The 17,393-nt window shown below is 37.7% G+C and carries 14 protein-coding genes; 4 read left to right on the forward strand and 10 right to left on the reverse strand.

Translation table 11 applies throughout. The annotated features are described in order from the left end of the window. The first annotated feature begins 106 nt into the window (after nt 1-106). The 3 genes from ACFSAH_RS17170 (at nt 107) to ACFSAH_RS17180 (ending at nt 2,302) form a co-directional block, all read left to right on the forward strand. The gene (locus tag ACFSAH_RS17170; protein ID WP_379663977.1) at nt 107-913 is read left to right on the forward strand and encodes an MBL fold metallo-hydrolase; all 807 of its coding nucleotides are present in this window, start codon (nt 107-109) and stop codon (nt 911-913) included. A 69-nt stretch (nt 914-982) separates the two neighbouring features. After that, nucleotides 983-1,849, forward strand: a complete 867-nt coding sequence (locus tag ACFSAH_RS17175) for an AraC family transcriptional regulator (RefSeq protein WP_379663978.1) — start codon at nt 983-985, stop codon at nt 1,847-1,849. A 12-nt stretch (nt 1,850-1,861) separates the two neighbouring features. Then, a complete protein-coding gene (locus ACFSAH_RS17180; protein WP_379663979.1) occupies nt 1,862-2,302 on the forward strand; it encodes a DUF983 domain-containing protein in 441 nt (146 codons plus the stop codon). A gap of 146 nt (nt 2,303-2,448) precedes the next feature. Here the strand turns inward: ACFSAH_RS17180 and ACFSAH_RS17185 are convergent, their stop codons facing one another. The 3 genes from ACFSAH_RS17185 to ACFSAH_RS17195 all read right to left on the reverse strand — a co-directional run bounded on the left by ACFSAH_RS17185 (nt 2,449) and on the right by ACFSAH_RS17195 (nt 5,467). Next, a complete protein-coding gene (locus ACFSAH_RS17185) occupies nt 2,449-3,723 on the reverse strand; it encodes a DUF4861 domain-containing protein (RefSeq protein WP_379663980.1) in 1,275 nt (424 codons plus the stop codon). Nucleotides 3,724-3,829: 106 nt separating this feature from the next. Next, the gene (locus ACFSAH_RS17190) at nt 3,830-4,759 is read right to left on the reverse strand and encodes an NAD-dependent epimerase/dehydratase family protein (RefSeq protein WP_379663981.1); all 930 of its coding nucleotides are present in this window, start codon (nt 4,757-4,759) and stop codon (nt 3,830-3,832) included. 12 nt (nt 4,760-4,771) lie between these two features. After that, nucleotides 4,772-5,467, reverse strand: a complete 696-nt coding sequence (locus ACFSAH_RS17195; RefSeq protein WP_379663982.1) for a type 1 glutamine amidotransferase domain-containing protein — start codon at nt 5,465-5,467, stop codon at nt 4,772-4,774. 569 nt (nt 5,468-6,036) lie between these two features. Here ACFSAH_RS17195 and ACFSAH_RS17200 point away from each other — a divergent pair. Then, nucleotides 6,037-6,417, forward strand: coding sequence for a hypothetical protein (locus tag ACFSAH_RS17200; RefSeq protein WP_379663983.1), 381 nt, complete (start codon nt 6,037-6,039; stop codon nt 6,415-6,417). Nucleotides 6,418-6,593: 176 nt separating this feature from the next. On the opposite strand, the gene ACFSAH_RS17205 is transcribed toward ACFSAH_RS17200, so the two are convergent. Genes ACFSAH_RS17205 through ACFSAH_RS17235 form a run of 7 tightly spaced genes read right to left on the reverse strand, consistent with a single transcriptional unit; the run spans nt 6,594 to nt 17,384 of the window. Continuing rightward, nucleotides 6,594-6,749, reverse strand: a complete 156-nt coding sequence (locus ACFSAH_RS17205; protein WP_379663984.1) for a hypothetical protein — start codon at nt 6,747-6,749, stop codon at nt 6,594-6,596. Next, on the reverse strand, nt 6,746-9,601 hold the full coding sequence (locus ACFSAH_RS17210; RefSeq protein ID WP_379663985.1) for a family 78 glycoside hydrolase catalytic domain: 2,856 nt from the start codon (nt 9,599-9,601) through the stop codon (nt 6,746-6,748). Before ACFSAH_RS17210 ends, ACFSAH_RS17205 begins: the two co-directional genes overlap by 4 nt. A 9-nt stretch (nt 9,602-9,610) precedes the next feature. Further along, nucleotides 9,611-11,362 (reverse strand): alpha-L-rhamnosidase-related protein, encoded by a 1,752-nt coding sequence (locus ACFSAH_RS17215; RefSeq protein ID WP_379663986.1) that lies wholly within the window; start codon nt 11,360-11,362, stop codon nt 9,611-9,613. 23 nt (nt 11,363-11,385) lie between these two features. Further along, on the reverse strand, nt 11,386-12,066 hold the full coding sequence (locus ACFSAH_RS17220; protein ID WP_379663987.1) for a GDSL-type esterase/lipase family protein: 681 nt from the start codon (nt 12,064-12,066) through the stop codon (nt 11,386-11,388). A gap of 9 nt (nt 12,067-12,075) precedes the next feature. Further along, nucleotides 12,076-13,158, reverse strand: a complete 1,083-nt coding sequence (locus ACFSAH_RS17225) for a hypothetical protein (protein WP_379663988.1) — start codon at nt 13,156-13,158, stop codon at nt 12,076-12,078. Nucleotides 13,159-13,189: 31 nt separating this feature from the next. Beyond that, nucleotides 13,190-14,590: a sialate O-acetylesterase gene (locus tag ACFSAH_RS17230; RefSeq protein WP_379663989.1), complete on the reverse strand. Its 1,401-nt coding sequence runs from the start codon at nt 14,588-14,590 to the stop codon at nt 13,190-13,192. 10 nt (nt 14,591-14,600) lie between these two features. After that, nucleotides 14,601-17,384 (reverse strand): alpha-L-rhamnosidase, encoded by a 2,784-nt coding sequence (locus tag ACFSAH_RS17235; protein ID WP_379663990.1) that lies wholly within the window; start codon nt 17,382-17,384, stop codon nt 14,601-14,603. Between the last annotated feature and the right edge of the window lie 9 nt (nt 17,385-17,393).

Genomic DNA, 17,393 nt, shown 5'->3' on the forward strand with positions numbered 1-17,393 from the left:
GTCTCCAATTTCTGTCTTATTTCTCTTACAAATTTCTAAATTTATCAAGTTAAAAATTGATTTCGGTCACATAACTTTAAATTCCCTTAATTTAAATAAATTCTTAATGTCTTTGTTTATTACTTCTTTAAATTCTGGTAGCAATGGTAATTGTTATTATGTGGGCAATAATAACGAAGCTGTGCTTATAGACGTTGGAATATCCTGTAAAGAAGTAGAAACAAGATTAAACAGACTGCATCTAGATATTGGAAAAGTAAAGGCTGTTTTTATTTCTCATGAACATACCGACCATATCAAAGGGCTAAAAACATTGTCTAAAAAACATAAAATCCCCATTTATTTTACTTTTGCTACTTTAGATAACACCAGTTTGAAACTGGAAAACATCAATTATTTTAACGCAGACACGCCCATTGAAGTGGGCGACTTAAAGATTACCGCTTTTGAAAAATATCATGATGCGGCACACCCACATTCGTTTATTGTTGAAAATCATGAATTGTGTATTGGTGTATTTACAGATTTAGGCAGGGTTTGCGATAATTTAATCAGACATTTTAAAATGTGTGATGCTGCTTTCCTTGAGGCTAATTATTGTGAAGAGATGCTCAAAAACAGTCGATATGCCTATTTCTTAAAAAGAAGAATCAGCGGAGGAAATGGACATTTATCTAATAATGAAGCCCTGGAGCTTTTTCAAAACCACCAGACACCAAAACTACAGCTATTGCTTTTAGCTCATCTGTCGCAGGAAAACAATTCACCCGAACTGGTTAAACAGATTTTTGATGCAGCCACTATTGATACACAGATTTCGATTGCTTCCAGAGACTTTGAAACACCCGTTTATTACATCTCCAAAACCTCTGTTCGGAAGTTTGTCGAAGAAAAGCAATTTTCATTATTTTAACCTTTAAAACCACTGAATCAGTAAAACATACCATAAACAATATGGTTTAACTAGTACTTTTGTACTGATGTGAGTTTAAACATACCCATATACGATATTTGTACCATTTCTGAAGACAGGAATGAAGATATTCTCATTAGCAGACTGGATGCCTATTCTCAAAATAATCAGCATTTACACGCTCCGCACAAACATAGTTTTTACCATGTTTTATTTTTCACCAAAGGAAATGGCAGCCACATTATTGATTTTGAAAAGTTTGAGGTTAAGCAGAATCAGATTTATTTCATGACACCAGGACAGGTACATAGCTGGAATTTCGACAGTATTCCGGAAGGTTATATCATCAACTTTTCCCCTTCTTTTTACCAGTCTTTTTTACTGAAACCAGACTATATTGACAATTTTTTCTTTTTCAATGGAATTGCCGAAGATGCAGTAATTAACCTTACAGACGAAACAGCAAAACCTGTAATAGATCTGTTTGAAAGTATTATTATGGAGGCCAACGGAATCGATTTCATGGAAAAGGACATGATAAAAACCTTGTTATTACAAATCTTTATCAAGATATCGAGATTAAAAAGTAATACCTCTAACAGCGTAAAAAACAATTACAATTATACCATATTCAATAATTTCAAAAAACTGATCGAACAAAATTATACAAGATTGAGATTACCTAAAGACTATGCGGCTTTACTATATATAACTCCTAACCACCTTAATGCTTTATGCAACGACTTTGTCAACATTTCTGCGGGCGATTTAATCCGTAATCGCATTATACTGGAAGCAAAGCGGTTGCTCATTAATCTGGATCTGTCTATTTCCGAAATAGCCTATAGATTAAACTTTAGTGATAACTCTAACTTTACAAAATTCTTCAAAAAATACGTTGGGACTACTCCTGAGGAATTCAGGAGAAAAAATTAAATCATTAATATTATGGAAGTTCAAGAAAACACCAAAACTACATACACTTTAACCGAATTTCAGGCAGCATGTAAAGCAAAATGCCCCAGATGCAGACGGGGAGATTTATTTGCCAACAAAATGTATGGTTTTAAATCTCAGATTATGCTGGACAGATGTCCGCATTGTAATCTAAAGTACGAGCGTGAACCCGGTTTTTACTATGTATCTATGTTTGTGAGCTATGCTCTTAATGTAGCAGAAATGGTGACCTTATCGGTAGCCATATATATTCTTAGCGGAACTGAAAACCCTTACATTTATATGGGAATCCTGTTTCTGTCTATTTTTGCCTTATCCCCTTTCAACTTCAGGTATTCCAGGGTTATTTTACTGTATTGGCTTACTCCCGGATTAAAGTTTAATCCTGAAAAAGCAAAGGACTTTCCTCTAATTCAGCCTGACGAGAAATAAATTGCACCTTTTAAATATTTAAATATATCCAAAAGTATTCTCAGGAAACTTTTTCCTGATGAATACTTTATTTACAAAACAGGGAGCCCAATATTTTGAGCTCCCTGTTTATTTTTGATCATTCTTTTCTTCTGTTCAGAAAAAGCTTATTTTATTTTAATCTCGCTAGCTTGTTCGTCTGATTTTTTTCTCATGTAGTTTTTAAAGCCTTCCTGAGTTTTAAACTGAACGTCTGAAAGCTCCCAGGCAGAGAAAAATCTAAACTTTGCTGTCTGATTTTTATCAAACTTCTCGTAAGCAGTAAAGGTATTTTTGATATCGGTTCCTTCATCTCCAATATTCCCAAACTTAAGCCATTGCTTTTTAGGCATAGAAATTCCCATCCCTAACTGATCTTTATTATCTGTTTGTATATCATAGCTATACAATGAGGCAACCTGTTTGTTGATATACTGATGCGATTCTTTTGCCGAAAGGTTAACTATTCCGGTTACCAGTTTAGTGTTTTTTGGAGCTCCTGTCATTTTAACTTTACTTTCGAAAAAGAATTGTCCTCCCCAAATGCTAATCTCTTCTGTTAAAGAGGCTAACTTTCCGTCACCTAAAATATTCCATTCCGGATAATGCATTCTAAAAATTGCTCTTATCGGTCCATCTGCTACCTTTTCATAAACAATGCGCCCCATATTTTTACCACCAAGACGTACAAGCGTATCTTTGCCGGCTACAGGCACACTTACAGCCAAAGAACCTGCTCCTAAAGACTTACCCACAATTAAGATATCCATTCCCCAATTGCTTAATTTATGATAACTATTTCCCGGATTCGCCCCTACATAATCTAAAACCATTTCCGGAATACGCTTACCCCAAATATCTTTTTGATTGCGTACATCCATATAAATTCTAAATCCAACCTTATCATTTTCCCAGGCTGGACCTTCTGTTAACATAGAAGGTAATTGCTGTTTTTTAAAATCGGTATTGGCTTGGTTTGCCGGAACTGAATCTCTGTTTAGGTTTGTACCAAACGTATTATCCGGAAGTCTTCTTTTTTGCCTTACATAAGCCCTAACTACCGGTTTTATTTTAGCTTCGTTTCCATTGTCAACAGATAATTGCAAGTCTTTTTTCTCCAAAGACTTAAAGTTTTGCAAAAATACAGCTTCATCCCATTTACCATCTCCGTTTAAATCATCAAACTGAACAAAAACCGGTGTTCCTTTATCGGAAACTGATATTTTTCCGTTTATCTGTTTTTTAAACTTCTTTTCTAAGAAAGCTCGTTTCAATACTATTAACTCATCTTTCCTCTCCTGTTTAAGCTCATTTATAAGCTGCAGATTAACACTTTGGGCTTTTAATGCCGTTATTCCTAAAAATGAAAGGGATACCAGTAAAATACTTCTTTTGAAATTCATAATTTTTAAATACTAAACCTTCTCTGAAGAAAGCTCTCCAACCATCGATGTGTTTGCCAAAATTACACTTTCTTACCTTTAAAAGACACTTTCAGTTTAGAATTTCCTACACAATTTGTTCATTCCGAATTTCTCCAATTCCCTCTCTATAAGTCGTAACCTTAAAATCAGGAAAACGCCGTCTAAATTTGGAATCGTTAAACACATTATTATGTTCATATCTCGGAAGCAATTCCTGCAACTCCTTTAGTCTTTCATTAAAAAGAGCTCCGACCCGAAAAGTAAATTTTGGTATAACAGAATGTTTCAGTTCCTTTCCATAAACTTCTGAAGCTAAAGCTATAAATTCTTTGTAGGTCGGATAACTTTTGTCAATTGGTAAATGCCATGTCTGCCCAAAAGCATCGGGTGTATTTCCTATTAATGCCGTAGCCCGGCTTGCGTCGGGGGTCCAGATCAGGCTTCTTTTTTTATCATCCCTTAACGGTACTTTCAGTTTTTTATCTTCTTTAATATTATTAAAAATCAACGTATTGGTAATGCTCTGCGTTTTATCCGGCCCGTAAAACTCAGGAGCGCGACAAATAACAGCTTCCAGTTCTCCGGATTTTATTTCTTTTAAAATCATCTCTGCCATTTCTTTTCTTACTCTTCCCTTTCTGCCTACTGGAGCGAAAGGTGTATCTTCTGTAAGCATATGGTCATCCTGTGGATACATATAGGTATTATCAAAAAATACCAGTTTTGCCCCATTAATTTTACAGGCTTCAATTATATTTCTCGTAATTAGCGGAAACTGCTTTTCCCATAGGTCCGAACTCATCGGAAGCCCCAGCGTGAAATATGCAAGTTCACTGCCCTTTACAGCCTCAATGGCTTTCTCACGGATGGATAAATCCGCAGAGAAAAACACATCGGTATCATTCACTTTTTTCGCGTTTCTGCTAACGATTCGGATGTCTGAAGTAAAATTCTTTTTTAACTCCTTTGCCAGTTCTTCGCCAATTTGTCCACTTCCGCCTAATATTGTTTGCATATCTAAAATTATTTATTGCTGTCTTTTATTCAATTCAGACATCACCACTTTTGCCATTTCTTTTGAACTGAAAGGGTTTTGCGCGGTAATCAGATTGTCATCAACTACTACTTTTGAAGTCATCGGAATAAAGGCTTTTTTATAATCGGCCCCTCTTTCTTTCAATGCAGCTTCCAGATTAAAAGGTACTTCTTTTTTTCTTCCTGCCAGACTTTCTTCAAACCAGTTGAATCCGGTAATGACTTTGTTGTTTATTAAATATTTGCCGTTGGACAGCTTAACATTCAGCAATCCACTAACGCCATGGCAAATGGCAGCTACTATTTTACCACTTTCGTATTGATTTTTAACAAAACTTTGTATTACGCTATCATCAGGAAAATCATACATTGTACCGTGTCCACCTGCCAGATATACGAGATCAAAACTTTCGGTTGAAACTTTTTCCAGGTTCCTGCTATGTTTCAGCACTCCCCGAAAGAAAGGGTCACTCCAATATTCCTTAGAAATTTTGTCCAGGGCAAACCACTTTAAACTTTCAGGATCAACTGGTATATTTCCTCCTTTGGGACTGGCAATGGTTATTTCACAGCCTTTTTCTTTTGCTGCATGATAAATATGCGTCAGTTCACTTAGCCACAAGCCTGTTTCCAGCTTACCACTGGCATACATACCTATATTGGTTACTATAATTAAAATCTTCGACATGGTTACTTTTTGGTAACACCAAGTTCGGCAAGAAGTTTTAAAAGCCTAACTCGATATTAAAAACTTCAAAAATCAAGAGACAAAAAGTTACTAAAAACTTTTTTTGCTCCTAGAGGAATTAGCAGAACATCCCTCCTTTGTACAGATAAACCAGAATCACTAAAGCACCATCAGGTTCCAACATAGTCAAGAGGGGTTTCGGACAAGCACAGGCTAGTTTATCAAATCAAGAAGAAGCTGTAGCACAGTTCAGAAACACACCTACACATATTTCATAAGAAACATATATTTTTAACTGTTTTTCATAGCTTCTAATTATTTTTCATACCTTTAAAAGGATATTCATATAAAAAATGAAAAACATCATTTTTCACACCTTATAAGTGTTTTTCAGGAAAGGATAACACCTAGAAGGGGGTTATCTGGTTGGATATGCCGCCATATTAAACGCGTATAGCTTACAGGTTCCTACGCCTCATACTTTATCTATAATAAGTCATAAGCATAAGCAGTACAAAACTTCTCAATGGCAGGTATTCACCCCAAGGCATAAACCGGAAGAGACACTGATGGGCCATTTTACTTTTGCACTTAAATACGAAGGTATAGAGCTATACCTTCTAAAGAAACTTTTTGAAAAACTAGATGCAGATGCTTTGGCCATATCTATTGCTGGAGAGCCTACCGGCCAATACCGCAGGAAGATATGGTTTCTGTATGAATGGCTTATGGGAACTTCGTTAAACCTGCGGGACGTGAATTCAGGCAATTATACCGATCTTGTGGATACAACTATCCAATACGGATGCATGAAATTTGTTGAAAATTCCAAAAGGCATCGCATACGGAATAACCTGCCGGGAACCAGGGATTTCTGCCCTATGGTAAGAAGAACTCCCTTGCTGGATAAATATATGCTTTGTATCACTGTATCATCAGAACAATCATAAAGTATACCGTGTCCACCTGCCAGATATACGAGATCAAAACTTTCGGCTGAAACTTTTTCCAGATTCCTCCTATATTTCAACACTCTCGGAAACAAAGGATCATCCCAATATTCTTAGAAATTTTATTCAGTGAAAACCATTTCAAGCTCTCGGAATCAACATACACATTTCCTCCATTAGGGGCTTGCAATGGTTATTTCGTAACCTTTTTCCCTGGCTGCATGATAAATATGTGTCAGTTCGCTTAGCCACAAACCTATTTCCAAATTACCAATGACATATTCACCTGTATTGGTTACTATTAAATCTTCCGCATGGTTATATTTCATCATCTTTCTATTACTGAAGAAAAGATATATTCACCGGATCCTATTTCAACAGGTACATAGCCGTTTTCCAGTTTTTTTTCCAACTTTTTATTGTTTAGATAAACAAAACCGTTAGTCTTTGCAGGTATATATACCAGTGCCTTTGTATTTACAGGAATACTAACAGTTAAGGTAAACTTATCTCCTTCTTTTTTCCATGAAGACAATATTTCTCCGTTTATAGAATGATACGATACGTTTACATAATTAATTCCTATTCCTGGCACCTCTGGTTTTATGATAAATTTTCTAAATCCAGGTTCCGTATTTTTGATACCCGCCATATTACCGAACATCCACTCATTTACCGAACCAAAGGAATAATGGTTAAAGGAATTCATACCTGCATTATTCTCAAATCCTTTTTCTTTTGTATAACTATTCCATCGTTCCCAGATGGTTGTTGCGCCATTAACAACTTCAAACCCCCATGAAGGATATTCTTGAGACAGCAATAATTTATAAGCATAATCTGTTGCTCCGGTTACCGAAAGTGCGGGTAGCAATGGCTTTACCCCTAAAAAACCCGTAGCTAACTTACCTAAATTTTCATTAATCAAGTCCTTCAGTTTTTCACCTGCCACTTCCATCTGTACAGGCGTTAAAAGGTTCATATAAATGGCATTGGCATAAGCTGTTTGGGTATGTCCATGGAATCCGGTTTCCGGACGGTATTCTATATATCCATTAACATTCCCATATATTTCTGAATTTATCTTTAGCTTCCCTGTTTCATCCATATAGTGCTTCTCAAACGCCTGCTGTATTTTTATTGCGTTTTCTTTAAAATACATTTGGTCGCTGTTTTCGCCAATCGCTTCGGCCATTTCTGCCATTAGCTTATTACAATATGCATAATACATAGTGGCAAGCAAATCCGGCGAAGTTTTCTTCCCGATTGATAACCAGTCTCCGAATCCCCCTTTGGGATTAGTTTCTTCAAATGATCTTTCCTTCAACAGATAATTACCTGCACTTTTCTGTTCCAGAAATTGCATAAATTTTTTCATGTTCTGCCAGTATTTTCTGACGATATGTATATCGCTATAAGCTTTGTATAATTCATAACTGCAGATTATACCAGCTTCCATCCATCCCGGAGAATAGCTGTCCGATGGTCTTATTGCCGCCATGCCATTTTTCATTGGCATAGGTGCATATATCGGATAAGCTCCATTTGGTAATTGTGCATCGTTCAGGTCTTCCAGCCATTTGGTAAAAAAAGCGGCTATATCGTTGTTATAAATGGCCGACTTCATATATACATGAGCGTCTCCTGTCCAGCCTAAACGTTCGTCTCTTTGCGGACAATCTGTAGGGATATCAAAATAATTGGAGCGCTGTGTCCAGACAATATTTTCGTAGAGCTTGTTTACCATTGCATTATCTGTCTCCAACTTGCCTGCTTGCGGTGTTACTGAACTTAATACGACACCTGTAAGTGTTCCTGTATCTGGGCGATATTGCAGTCCCGAAACTTCCACATATTGAAAACCATGATAGGTAAAGGACGGCATCCATGTTTCTTCTTTCGCTTCGCCCTTCAAAATATAGGTATCTGTAGCCCTTGCTTTTCTAAGATTCTCTGTCATCAGTCTGCCGTCAGGATGCAACATTTCTCCATAACGAACAATTATACTGTCTCCTGCTTTTCCTTTTACTTTCAATCTGACAACCCCTGAAAAATTCTGTCCAAAATCTATAATATACTTTCCCTGAGGTCTTTCAATAATATTTTTTGGCTTTAGTTCTGTGTATATCCTTACCGGGTTACCTGGATATACCTGAAGCTTACGTTCTGCTTTATCAGGATATATTTTTACAGGTTTCCATCGCCGCATATCATAATACGGTATATTCCAACCGCTTAATTCCATACGGGCATCATAAGTTTCGCCGTTGAGTATATCGCTTTCCCTTATTGGTCCATCATTGGCTTTCCATGTATTATCTGTAACTATAATTTTTTTTTCCCCGTCCAGATATTCTACCACTATACAAGCTTTTAATACGGGTGTTTCTCCATAAAAAGCTCTGACCTGAGGGCTTTTAACTAACAATGCGTAACCTAAATAACCTGAATACCAACCGTAAGAAAGAATTGCCCCAAATGCATTCTTTCCGATTGAAAGGTTTTCTGTTATATCATATACCTGATAATAAACCCGCCTGTTATAGTCAGTCCAACCAGGCATAAAATAATCTTCTCCTATTCTCTTTCCATTAATATAAAATTCGTGTAAACCTAACGAGGTGATATATAAACGGGCACTTTTTACAGGCTTTTTCAAATCAGTTTCTTTTCTGAGATAAGGAGATGGGGGTAAATGATAATCTGGATTTTTATTCAAACTGTCCAAATTATATCCTATCCATTTTGCGCCCCATTCTATTTTGTCCAAAAGCCCCATTTCCCATGCAGAAATTTCACTCCATTTCCCGGCATTTTCTGATTTATCCCAACTGCGCACTTTCCAGTAGTATGTTTTTGCAGACTCAAGTTCATTTCCTTTATACTCAATTTGATTTGTGGAACCTGATAATATTTTTCCACTATTCCACATATCCGGCTTATTCTGTCCGAGCAATTTGGCAGAGGAAGCTACCATAATTTGATAAGCCTTTTGTTCCTGATTGTTTTCTCTTGATATGAGTTCCCAACTTAAACGGGGAGCTTTTACATCAATTACAGGCTTTACTTTATATTCACAGCGCAGATTTACCGGTTCTATATCAGATAAAGCATAGGCTTTTATAGATACAATAAGTAAAAAAACAATTTTGGTTATCTGTCTTAAAAAAACTATACTCTTCATGCACTTTTATTACTTTATTATTTTTACTCCTTTGGGAGCTTTAATTTCGGTATGAACACTTCCGTTTGCTTTTCTGGTATGTTTAACCTGCAATATACCGAAAGGTGTTGGAAAAGTTCCCTCGGCGTAATCCAAATCCGCTAGATTAGGCTTAATAGTAATTTCTTTACATCCCGGAGCTGTAACTTTTATTCCCAAAACATGTTCTGTTAGCCATGCCGTTGGTCCGGATGCCCAACCATGACATAAACTATGGCGATGCCCAACATAACAATATGCACCGTAATCGCCATGTATATCTTTTTTTCCTGCAGACACCAATTCATCTATTCTTGAAGCATTTTCTTTCCATTCCATATTAAAATCTTCCCAGAATGTAGTAGCTCCTAAATCTAACATCGCTCCCCAAAACTCCCTGATATTGTTTAAAGCCTCCTGATAATTACCTGCCTTTGCTTGTGCCTGCAACATGTAATAGCCATAGAAAGTAGAAAAATTCTTTGTGCCTCCTACAGAAAGTACTTCTTTGTCTGCCTGTTTTGCCGGCATCAATCCGGAAAGAGCCATTAATGCTGCCGCCTGTTTGGAATTATTGTGCTTCGGTACATATTTTTTTAAACCTGACAGTGCGGTTTCGCATAAGCTGGCTGTCTCTCCGTCTTCCAAAATTATCGACAGTTCTTTTCCTACAGACAGAGACCAAACCATCATTGCCTGCAATCCGGCATGTATTCCTTGTTTATCTTCACTTGAAGGCCAGTCTAAAAACCGTACTCCATCCAGTTTTTCCTTGTTGTTTTCGATTTTTGAAACAATCTGCCGGAGCAACCCTTGTAAATACGGTTGTTGCTGTTTTAAATAGTCCAGATTTCCATGATGCATATACCAGTCGTGTTGCAGGATTATCCACCACATGGAATAGGTGCTGATAGTATTCATCCAACCCGGTAAGGGTGTTATGTCTTTTGAAAGGTCTAAACTTTTGGGCACAACTTCATGATATCCGAATACGCTGTTGATTGTTGCCACTTCGGGGTGCATATCTCCTACCCATACTAATCGGTCGCGTTTAATGCCGTCCCAAAGATATTCCTGCATATTGAGATGGACGGTATACGCCCCGGTTTCCCAGATTTTGTTCAACCGTTCATCACTGCTTTTGAATGAACCGAGATAAGGAATATCTCTGTAAACAGATATTGCCCGTACTTCTTTCAGATGGAGTTTGGCGTTTTCATCAATAAGGTCTATCCTCACAAATCTGAAACCCGTATTCCCTGTTTCCAGTTTGCCCAACCAGGGCAGTTCTGTAACAAAATCACGCATAGCATGGTCGTTGGTTGCTCCTTTTTCTCCTATTTCCGACATGGCTTCGCTTACTGATTCGCCAAACCTTATTCTTATTTTTACAGGCCTTTTGTTTTCCCATCTACCTGTTACTAATTGTAAACCGCCATGTATCTCTTTCCCAAAATCAACAAGGAACGATGGCTTCCCTGTTGCATTGCTTTCCAAAACACACAATGCTGTAGATGATAAATCTGCTTGTCCGTTTCCTTCTTTCAAAAGTTGTCCGATATTTTTTATACTCCCTTCTGAACTGTTGCTTTGCCACACTATACGCACCGGACTAAGATATTTCCTTACAAATTCTTCTTTTTGTACCGACTTTTTATCTTTATCTGCAATTTGCTGTGCATATAGATTGCCTGTTATGAGCATTAAGATTATACCTAATATTTTTATCATCTTATTTTCCATTGCTATTGTTTTTGAAAAGCCTGTCATTTTTTATTCCTGACCAAAACCGGAGTTAACGCTTCTTTCCATATCCCATAACCTTTGGCATTCATATGCAGATTATCGCTTATAAAAATATCCGCTAATGGCTCTCCCTGTCCGTCCACCATTTTTCGATATACGTCTACAAAATTTGCATTGCTTTTTTTCCTGATAAAATCTGCAATCAGTTTATTGGTTTCTATAACACGTGTGGCGTTCCATTTTCTGGCAGGACTGGGTTTAATTGCCACGTAGCTTATATTCACCTTTTTACCCAACCGTTTTCTAATCGTATTAAACAGTTTTGCAAAATCTTCGGCAACACCTTCAGGGGTTGTTGTTTTTATTGCTATATCATTATCTCCGCAATAAATAATTACCTGAACAGGCTTATATCTAAAAATTACGTCTTCTGCATGGTATATCAACTGTGGAATTACTGAACCGCCGAAAGAGCGGTTCAGTATGTAATAATCCGAAAAATAGGAATTTACATCTCTCCATCTGGAGAATGAGGAACTTCCCAATAAAAGTATCATCCCGTTTTTTGGCGGGTTTATACTGTCTTGTCTTACAAAACCTTTTACCTGTGGTTCAAATTTGTCTATCTGAGAAAAAGAGTTTAAGGACAGCAGTACAAAGAGTACGGCAAGAATTGAATACTTATTGTTCTTATTTTCCATTAAATTCAACTATTTTTTTACTAAAACGGGTTTAGAATCTGGTGTAAAGGTTAAACCTCTAAACGCTGTGTTTGCAGGGGCAGAAACCAATACTTCTGTTTTCACATCTAATTTATTATTAGCCGCTGCATTATCTGTGATTTTGGTAATTTTACTGTTGTTTGATGCATATAGCACTACTTTTCCGTCTTCTATTGTTCCTGTTAAAGCTGCATTTTTAAATGCTGCTCCGGTTGCTGGCGCTCCAACTTCTGTCCAACGGCTGCCGTCATTCACATATTTACGTAAATATCCCGTACCCTGATCTCCGTTTACATAAAGTAAATCTAATCCCGGAACAGATGGGTCTGTATCAAAGAATACATAACCATGTACCAGAAAATTCAAATCCGGCACATAAGGTACTATCGGAGAGACTCTTGTGGATGATATAGGTGTCCCATTTCCTACTTTGGTAATATATCCGCTGGGATTGGATGTGCTTACATAAAGTTGGTTGTCATATATATTTAAAATCCTTCCCGCATTGGGACTTGGCGGACTAATTCTCTCTGATTTGGAACTTCCTGCATAAATATATCTTATTCCTTCTTTCTGCCCTGCAAACCAGATATCTTTGCCATTTGTTGTAACCGCTGTACGGGTGTCTATAATATCTATTGCTTCGGCTGTGCGTGTATCTATGCCTTTTTTAGAGACCAGAGCAATTACTTTTGGGGTACTGGCTGATTTTAATGCAGTTGCATCCGTTCCGGGAGCAGCATCATAACCTATTAATGTTACAAACTGACCATTGGCTGATAAGGAGCTATAACCTTGCGATTGGTTATTTCCGGATAAAACGAAAGCCGCGTTTGCGCCTTTTCCGGCAATGGGCATAGAGGTAGATTGTACTAAACTTCCTGTTGGGGTATATTCATCCAGAAATACCGGAGCTGCTTTATCGTTCAAACCAGAGCTTCCATCTCCAACTCTTACTACCAATAAATTGTTTGGTTTAAAATCAATAGGCTGAGATTTTTGAGCGTAGGATTTCGATATAAATAGTGATACAGCAACTAAAGAGCCTGATAAAATAGTTTTTAATTTCATGATTGATAATTGATATATGTTAAATTTTAGATTAATTACTCCAGTTGTCTGTACGAAAAGGTGTTACAGGCAATCCGTTTTTATTAAACAGGTTGGGCATCGCTGTGTCTGTGAACCCAAACCGTACTGCTTCAGGTTTCTTTACTTCTTTAGAAGAAACCTCCAATGTATTACCTTTTACTACTGCTTTTGCATCCCGGAAATTACCGTCGCTACCTGCTATCTGTATTTCTGTAATGTCTTTTCCTTTTACAGAAAGTCCTTTTTCCAGATATTTAAAATGAACGATTATCTTATCGCCTTTAATCTCTGACTTATCGTAAACAGGGCTTTTATAATCTGTTTTGTTTTTTCCATAGGTTTCTGCCAATGCCAAATCGGCAAGTCTGTTTGCTACGTCTATCTTTTTTTCCGGATGTATGTTTTTGACATCGGGCACTAAATCTGTTGTAACCACCATACCTGTTTTAGGCAATGAAAGTACTTTGGTTTGTTGTTCCCGTAAAAGGGCAGAAAGGTTTCTTGTGCCGGTTTTATAATCATAAGGAGCTATCTGTACATAGTAGAAAGGGAAATCATATCCCCATGCCTTTCTCCAGGATTGTATCATAGTTGAGAAAAGCTGCTCATAGCCCTGCCACGTTGGTACATTTGATTCTCCCTGATACCAATATGCGCCCGCTATGCGATAGCCTACTAACGGGTATATCATAGAATTCCATAAACTTCCGGGTGTATGCGGACGGCTTATAGCTGGCTTTTGTAAATCTGCATACGATTTTAAAACCGAGTTGCTGTTAATCACCTCTTCCGGTGTCCATACCTCCGCAGGCGTACCTCCCCAACTTGAATTGATTACACCTATAGGTACATTCAATTCTTTCTGTAATTTCTTAGCAATGAAATATGCTATAGAACTAAATCCTTTGACACTCTCTGGATTTGCGGTTCTCCACGAAGCCCGTAAATCATCCTGTGGATTTAATGAACTGACATTTGGAATATGTAAAATCCTTATCTGATTGTTATTGATAATGGGCAATTCATCCAGCATTTCCTGATGTTTATTCAGTGAATTCCAAACCATGTTAGATTGCCCCGAACATAGCCATACTTCCCCTATCAAAACATCTTCCAGTACAATCCTATTATCAGGAGCGATAAACGCTATTGTATACGGACCTCCAGCTCCGGGAGTTTTTAATGTCGTCCGCCACTTTGCATAACCATCTGTTCGCACTTTAACTGTATCTTTTGACCACGAAGGAATAATCTGGATATACTGAGTTGCACCAGCCCAACCCCAAAAGCTCACTTCTGAATTTTGTTGCAATACCATGTGGCTGGAAAAAAAGGATGGCAGCCTGACCGCTCCTTGTACAGCGACAGCTAAACATAAAACTGTAATGACTAATAAAATTTGCTTTCTCATTTATTTATTTTTAAAATTTAAACACATAATCGCCGGAAGGCACTTTAAAAACAAGCTTTCCGTTCGCATTACGCAGATACTCTATTTCTTTAATCGTGGAAATGGACTTACCGCTTTCCTCTACATCTTTAAGCGATGAGGTTGGAATATATATTTCCGCACTGCTGTTTGCCGGTATAGAAACCATCCAATGTATTTTACCTTTTTCCCGTTTCCATTCGCTTTTAATCAATCCGGTAACGGCATGGTGCGAGGCTTTTACGAAATCCAGTCCGGTGACAAATTCCGGTGACATGGTAATCTTCCTGAATCCAGGGTCGGTTGCACTTGATTGAATTCCTGCCAAACATTCATAATACCAAACCATTAAATCGCCCACCATCATTACGTGGTTTTGCGAATTCATATCCGGTGCTGCTGTATTGCCATTCCATAGTTCCCAAATGGTGGTTGCTCCGTTTTCTAGCATATAGCCCCAGCTTGGATAGGTTTTCTGAGTAGCAATTTTCAGCGCTATATCAGCTCTGCCATATTTGGTTAATGTTCTCATTAACCACTGTGTACCGATTACACCTGTACTTAAATGTCCTTTGTTCTTTACTTCTATGGTATTAATGACACAGTTAAAAACCTGATTGCTGTTTTTTTCAGAAACCATTTCAAAATACAGCGGAAGAAGATTATCTGTAAGTTCTCCGTTTCCATAAAACCCTTCTTCTTTATAATAAGCCTTATTGAAAGCTTCTTTTATTTTTTCTCCTAAATCCTTATAATAAAGAACATCCTCTCCTTTGCCCTGTAGCGACGCATAATTTGCCATCATATTGGTAAAATGATAGTAATAAGCTGTGGATATTAAGGGACTTGGAAATTTCTGGTTAGCACTTATTCCCCTGCCTGCTTCTATAGTTACAGGCGGTGCGCACCAGTCTCCGTAACTATCTTTGTTGAGGATATGATCTGCTGTCATAAACCTGTCTTTCATATACCGCAACCATTTGTGCATAACAGGATATGTTTCTTCCACGGCAGAAAAGTCTCCGGTTTGCTGATAGAGCATATCTGTAATCAGCAACATTACACCAGGCCATGTCATGTTATCACTATAATACCTCCAGAAATCGGGAGCCACATCTGGTAAAGAGCCATCAGTTTTTTGGGCTAATTTGATGTCATTCAGCAATTTTTTATAGATACGGGCATTATCGAACATAAAGTTTTCACCAATTGTACCTATTCCCCTATCACCTAACCAGGGTTGGCGTTCGTTTCGTTGCGGACAGTCCACAGGCATACCTTTATAGTTGCCTGCAGTTCCCCACCATACGTTTTTATAGATTTGGTTAAGTAAGGCATTAGACGATTCAAAAGACCCCACTGTTCGGATATCATCGTATACCATTTTTGCCACAAAGTTTTCTTTGGCTACTTTTCCCGGATAACCGCTTACTTCTACATAACGAAATCCATAGTAAGTGAAAGAAGGCTTCCATGATTCTTTTCCACTTCCTTTAAGGATATAGAGTGCCTGTGCCTTAGCATCTCTGAGATTGGCTACAGAAAGTTCTCCATTAGATTCTAAAGATTCTGCATAACGTAGCTTTATTTGCTCTCCCTTTTTGCCCTGTACAGAAAATTTTACCCAACCTGTAAGGTTCTGTCCGAAATCTATGATATACCTGTCTCCTGATATTTTGGAAATGGAAACCGGGGCTATACTGTCCATTACCTTCATATTTTCGCTCAGTTGGGCTTCATAATTTCCGCCCGGTTCTTGCACAAACTCGGCCTTTAACCATTTGCTGTCATCAAAGCCTGTTTTGTTCCATCCCGGCATTTCTTTGGTCGCATCGTAAATTTCTCCGTCGTATTCATTATTTGACCTTATCGGCCCATCGGCAGTTCCTTTCCATGAATCATCTGAGAATACGACTGCTTCTGTACCGTCTTCATATTTCAGTATGAGATTGAAAAGCAATTTTGGAAACCCGAATGTCTTGATTTTATATTCCTGATGAAGTTGGCGCATGGTATAATAGCGTCCGTTTCCAAGCACCACGCCAATGGCATTTGCTCCCTCTTTTAGTTTATCCTTAACATCAAAAGCATTGTATTTTACATTTTTGGTGTAGTCTGTTGGTATGGGAGCTAAAACGTGGTTTCCTATCTTTTCGCCATTGATGTACAATTCATACAGTCCTAATCCTATAATGTAGGCGGTTGCAGATTTTATTTTCCCCGAAGGCTTAAATTCCTTTCTGAAATATCGGGCAGACAATCTGTTTTCAGACTGGTTTCCGTCCCATGGAAACATCCTGTCGAAACCAATCCATCTTCCTCCCCAATCCTTAAATGGCATTTCGCCAACCTGCGTAGCTGCCCAGTCTTTGTAATTCATCAAACCCTGATGCCAATATGCTGTTTCGCTCCATGAACTTTCTCCCTTATTCGTCCATATTTTTACTTTCCAGTAATAACGGGTATCTTTTTTTAGCTTGTTCCCTTTATAACTTACAAATACAGTGCTGTCTGAGGCTATTTTCCCCGAATCCCATATTTCTCCTTTATCTGCCATCAGATTGTTTTTACTTTCTGAAACCAGTATCCTGTATGTCGTTTGCTGCGTATTTCTATACGATGATTTTATTTCCCAACTCAGATTAGGATATTCCTTATCAACGCCTATTGGATTAACCAACAATTCACATCGTAAATTACTAACGGATATTTGCCCAAATGCAAACCTGAAACCAACCAGCAATACAGAAATTGTTATTGAAATACTTTTTCTCATTTTCCTTAT

The organism is Pseudopedobacter beijingensis, from assembly GCF_042678145.1.
Classification (GTDB): Bacteria; Bacteroidota; Bacteroidia; order Sphingobacteriales; family Sphingobacteriaceae; genus Pseudopedobacter; species Pseudopedobacter beijingensis.

Bases quoted from the DNA above. Each gene is read 5' to 3' on its own strand.
- ACFSAH_RS17170 (WP_379663977.1), top strand. From the start codon at position 107: ATGTCTTTGTTTATTACTTCTTTAAATTCTGGTAGCAATGGTAATTGT.
- ACFSAH_RS17180 (WP_379663979.1), top strand. From the start codon at position 1,862: ATGGAAGTTCAAGAAAACACCAAAACTACATACACTTTAACCGAATTT.
- ACFSAH_RS17185 (WP_379663980.1), bottom strand. From the start codon at position 3,723: ATGAATTTCAAAAGAAGTATTTTACTGGTATCCCTTTCATTTTTAGGA.
- ACFSAH_RS17190 (WP_379663981.1), bottom strand. From the start codon at position 4,759: ATGCAAACAATATTAGGCGGAAGTGGACAAATTGGCGAAGAACTGGCA.
- ACFSAH_RS17195 (WP_379663982.1), bottom strand. From the start codon at position 5,467: ATGTCGAAGATTTTAATTATAGTAACCAATATAGGTATGTATGCCAGT.
- ACFSAH_RS17200 (WP_379663983.1), top strand. From the start codon at position 6,037: ATGGGCCATTTTACTTTTGCACTTAAATACGAAGGTATAGAGCTATAC.
- ACFSAH_RS17205 (WP_379663984.1), bottom strand. From the start codon at position 6,749: ATGATGAAATATAACCATGCGGAAGATTTAATAGTAACCAATACAGGT.
- ACFSAH_RS17210 (WP_379663985.1), bottom strand. From the start codon at position 9,601: ATGAAGAGTATAGTTTTTTTAAGACAGATAACCAAAATTGTTTTTTTA.
- ACFSAH_RS17215 (WP_379663986.1), bottom strand. From the start codon at position 11,362: ATGGAAAATAAGATGATAAAAATATTAGGTATAATCTTAATGCTCATA.
- ACFSAH_RS17220 (WP_379663987.1), bottom strand. From the start codon at position 12,066: ATGGAAAATAAGAACAATAAGTATTCAATTCTTGCCGTACTCTTTGTA.
- ACFSAH_RS17225 (WP_379663988.1), bottom strand. From the start codon at position 13,158: ATGAAATTAAAAACTATTTTATCAGGCTCTTTAGTTGCTGTATCACTA.
- ACFSAH_RS17230 (WP_379663989.1), bottom strand. From the start codon at position 14,590: ATGAGAAAGCAAATTTTATTAGTCATTACAGTTTTATGTTTAGCTGTC.
- ACFSAH_RS17235 (WP_379663990.1), bottom strand. From the start codon at position 17,384: ATGAGAAAAAGTATTTCAATAACAATTTCTGTATTGCTGGTTGGTTTC.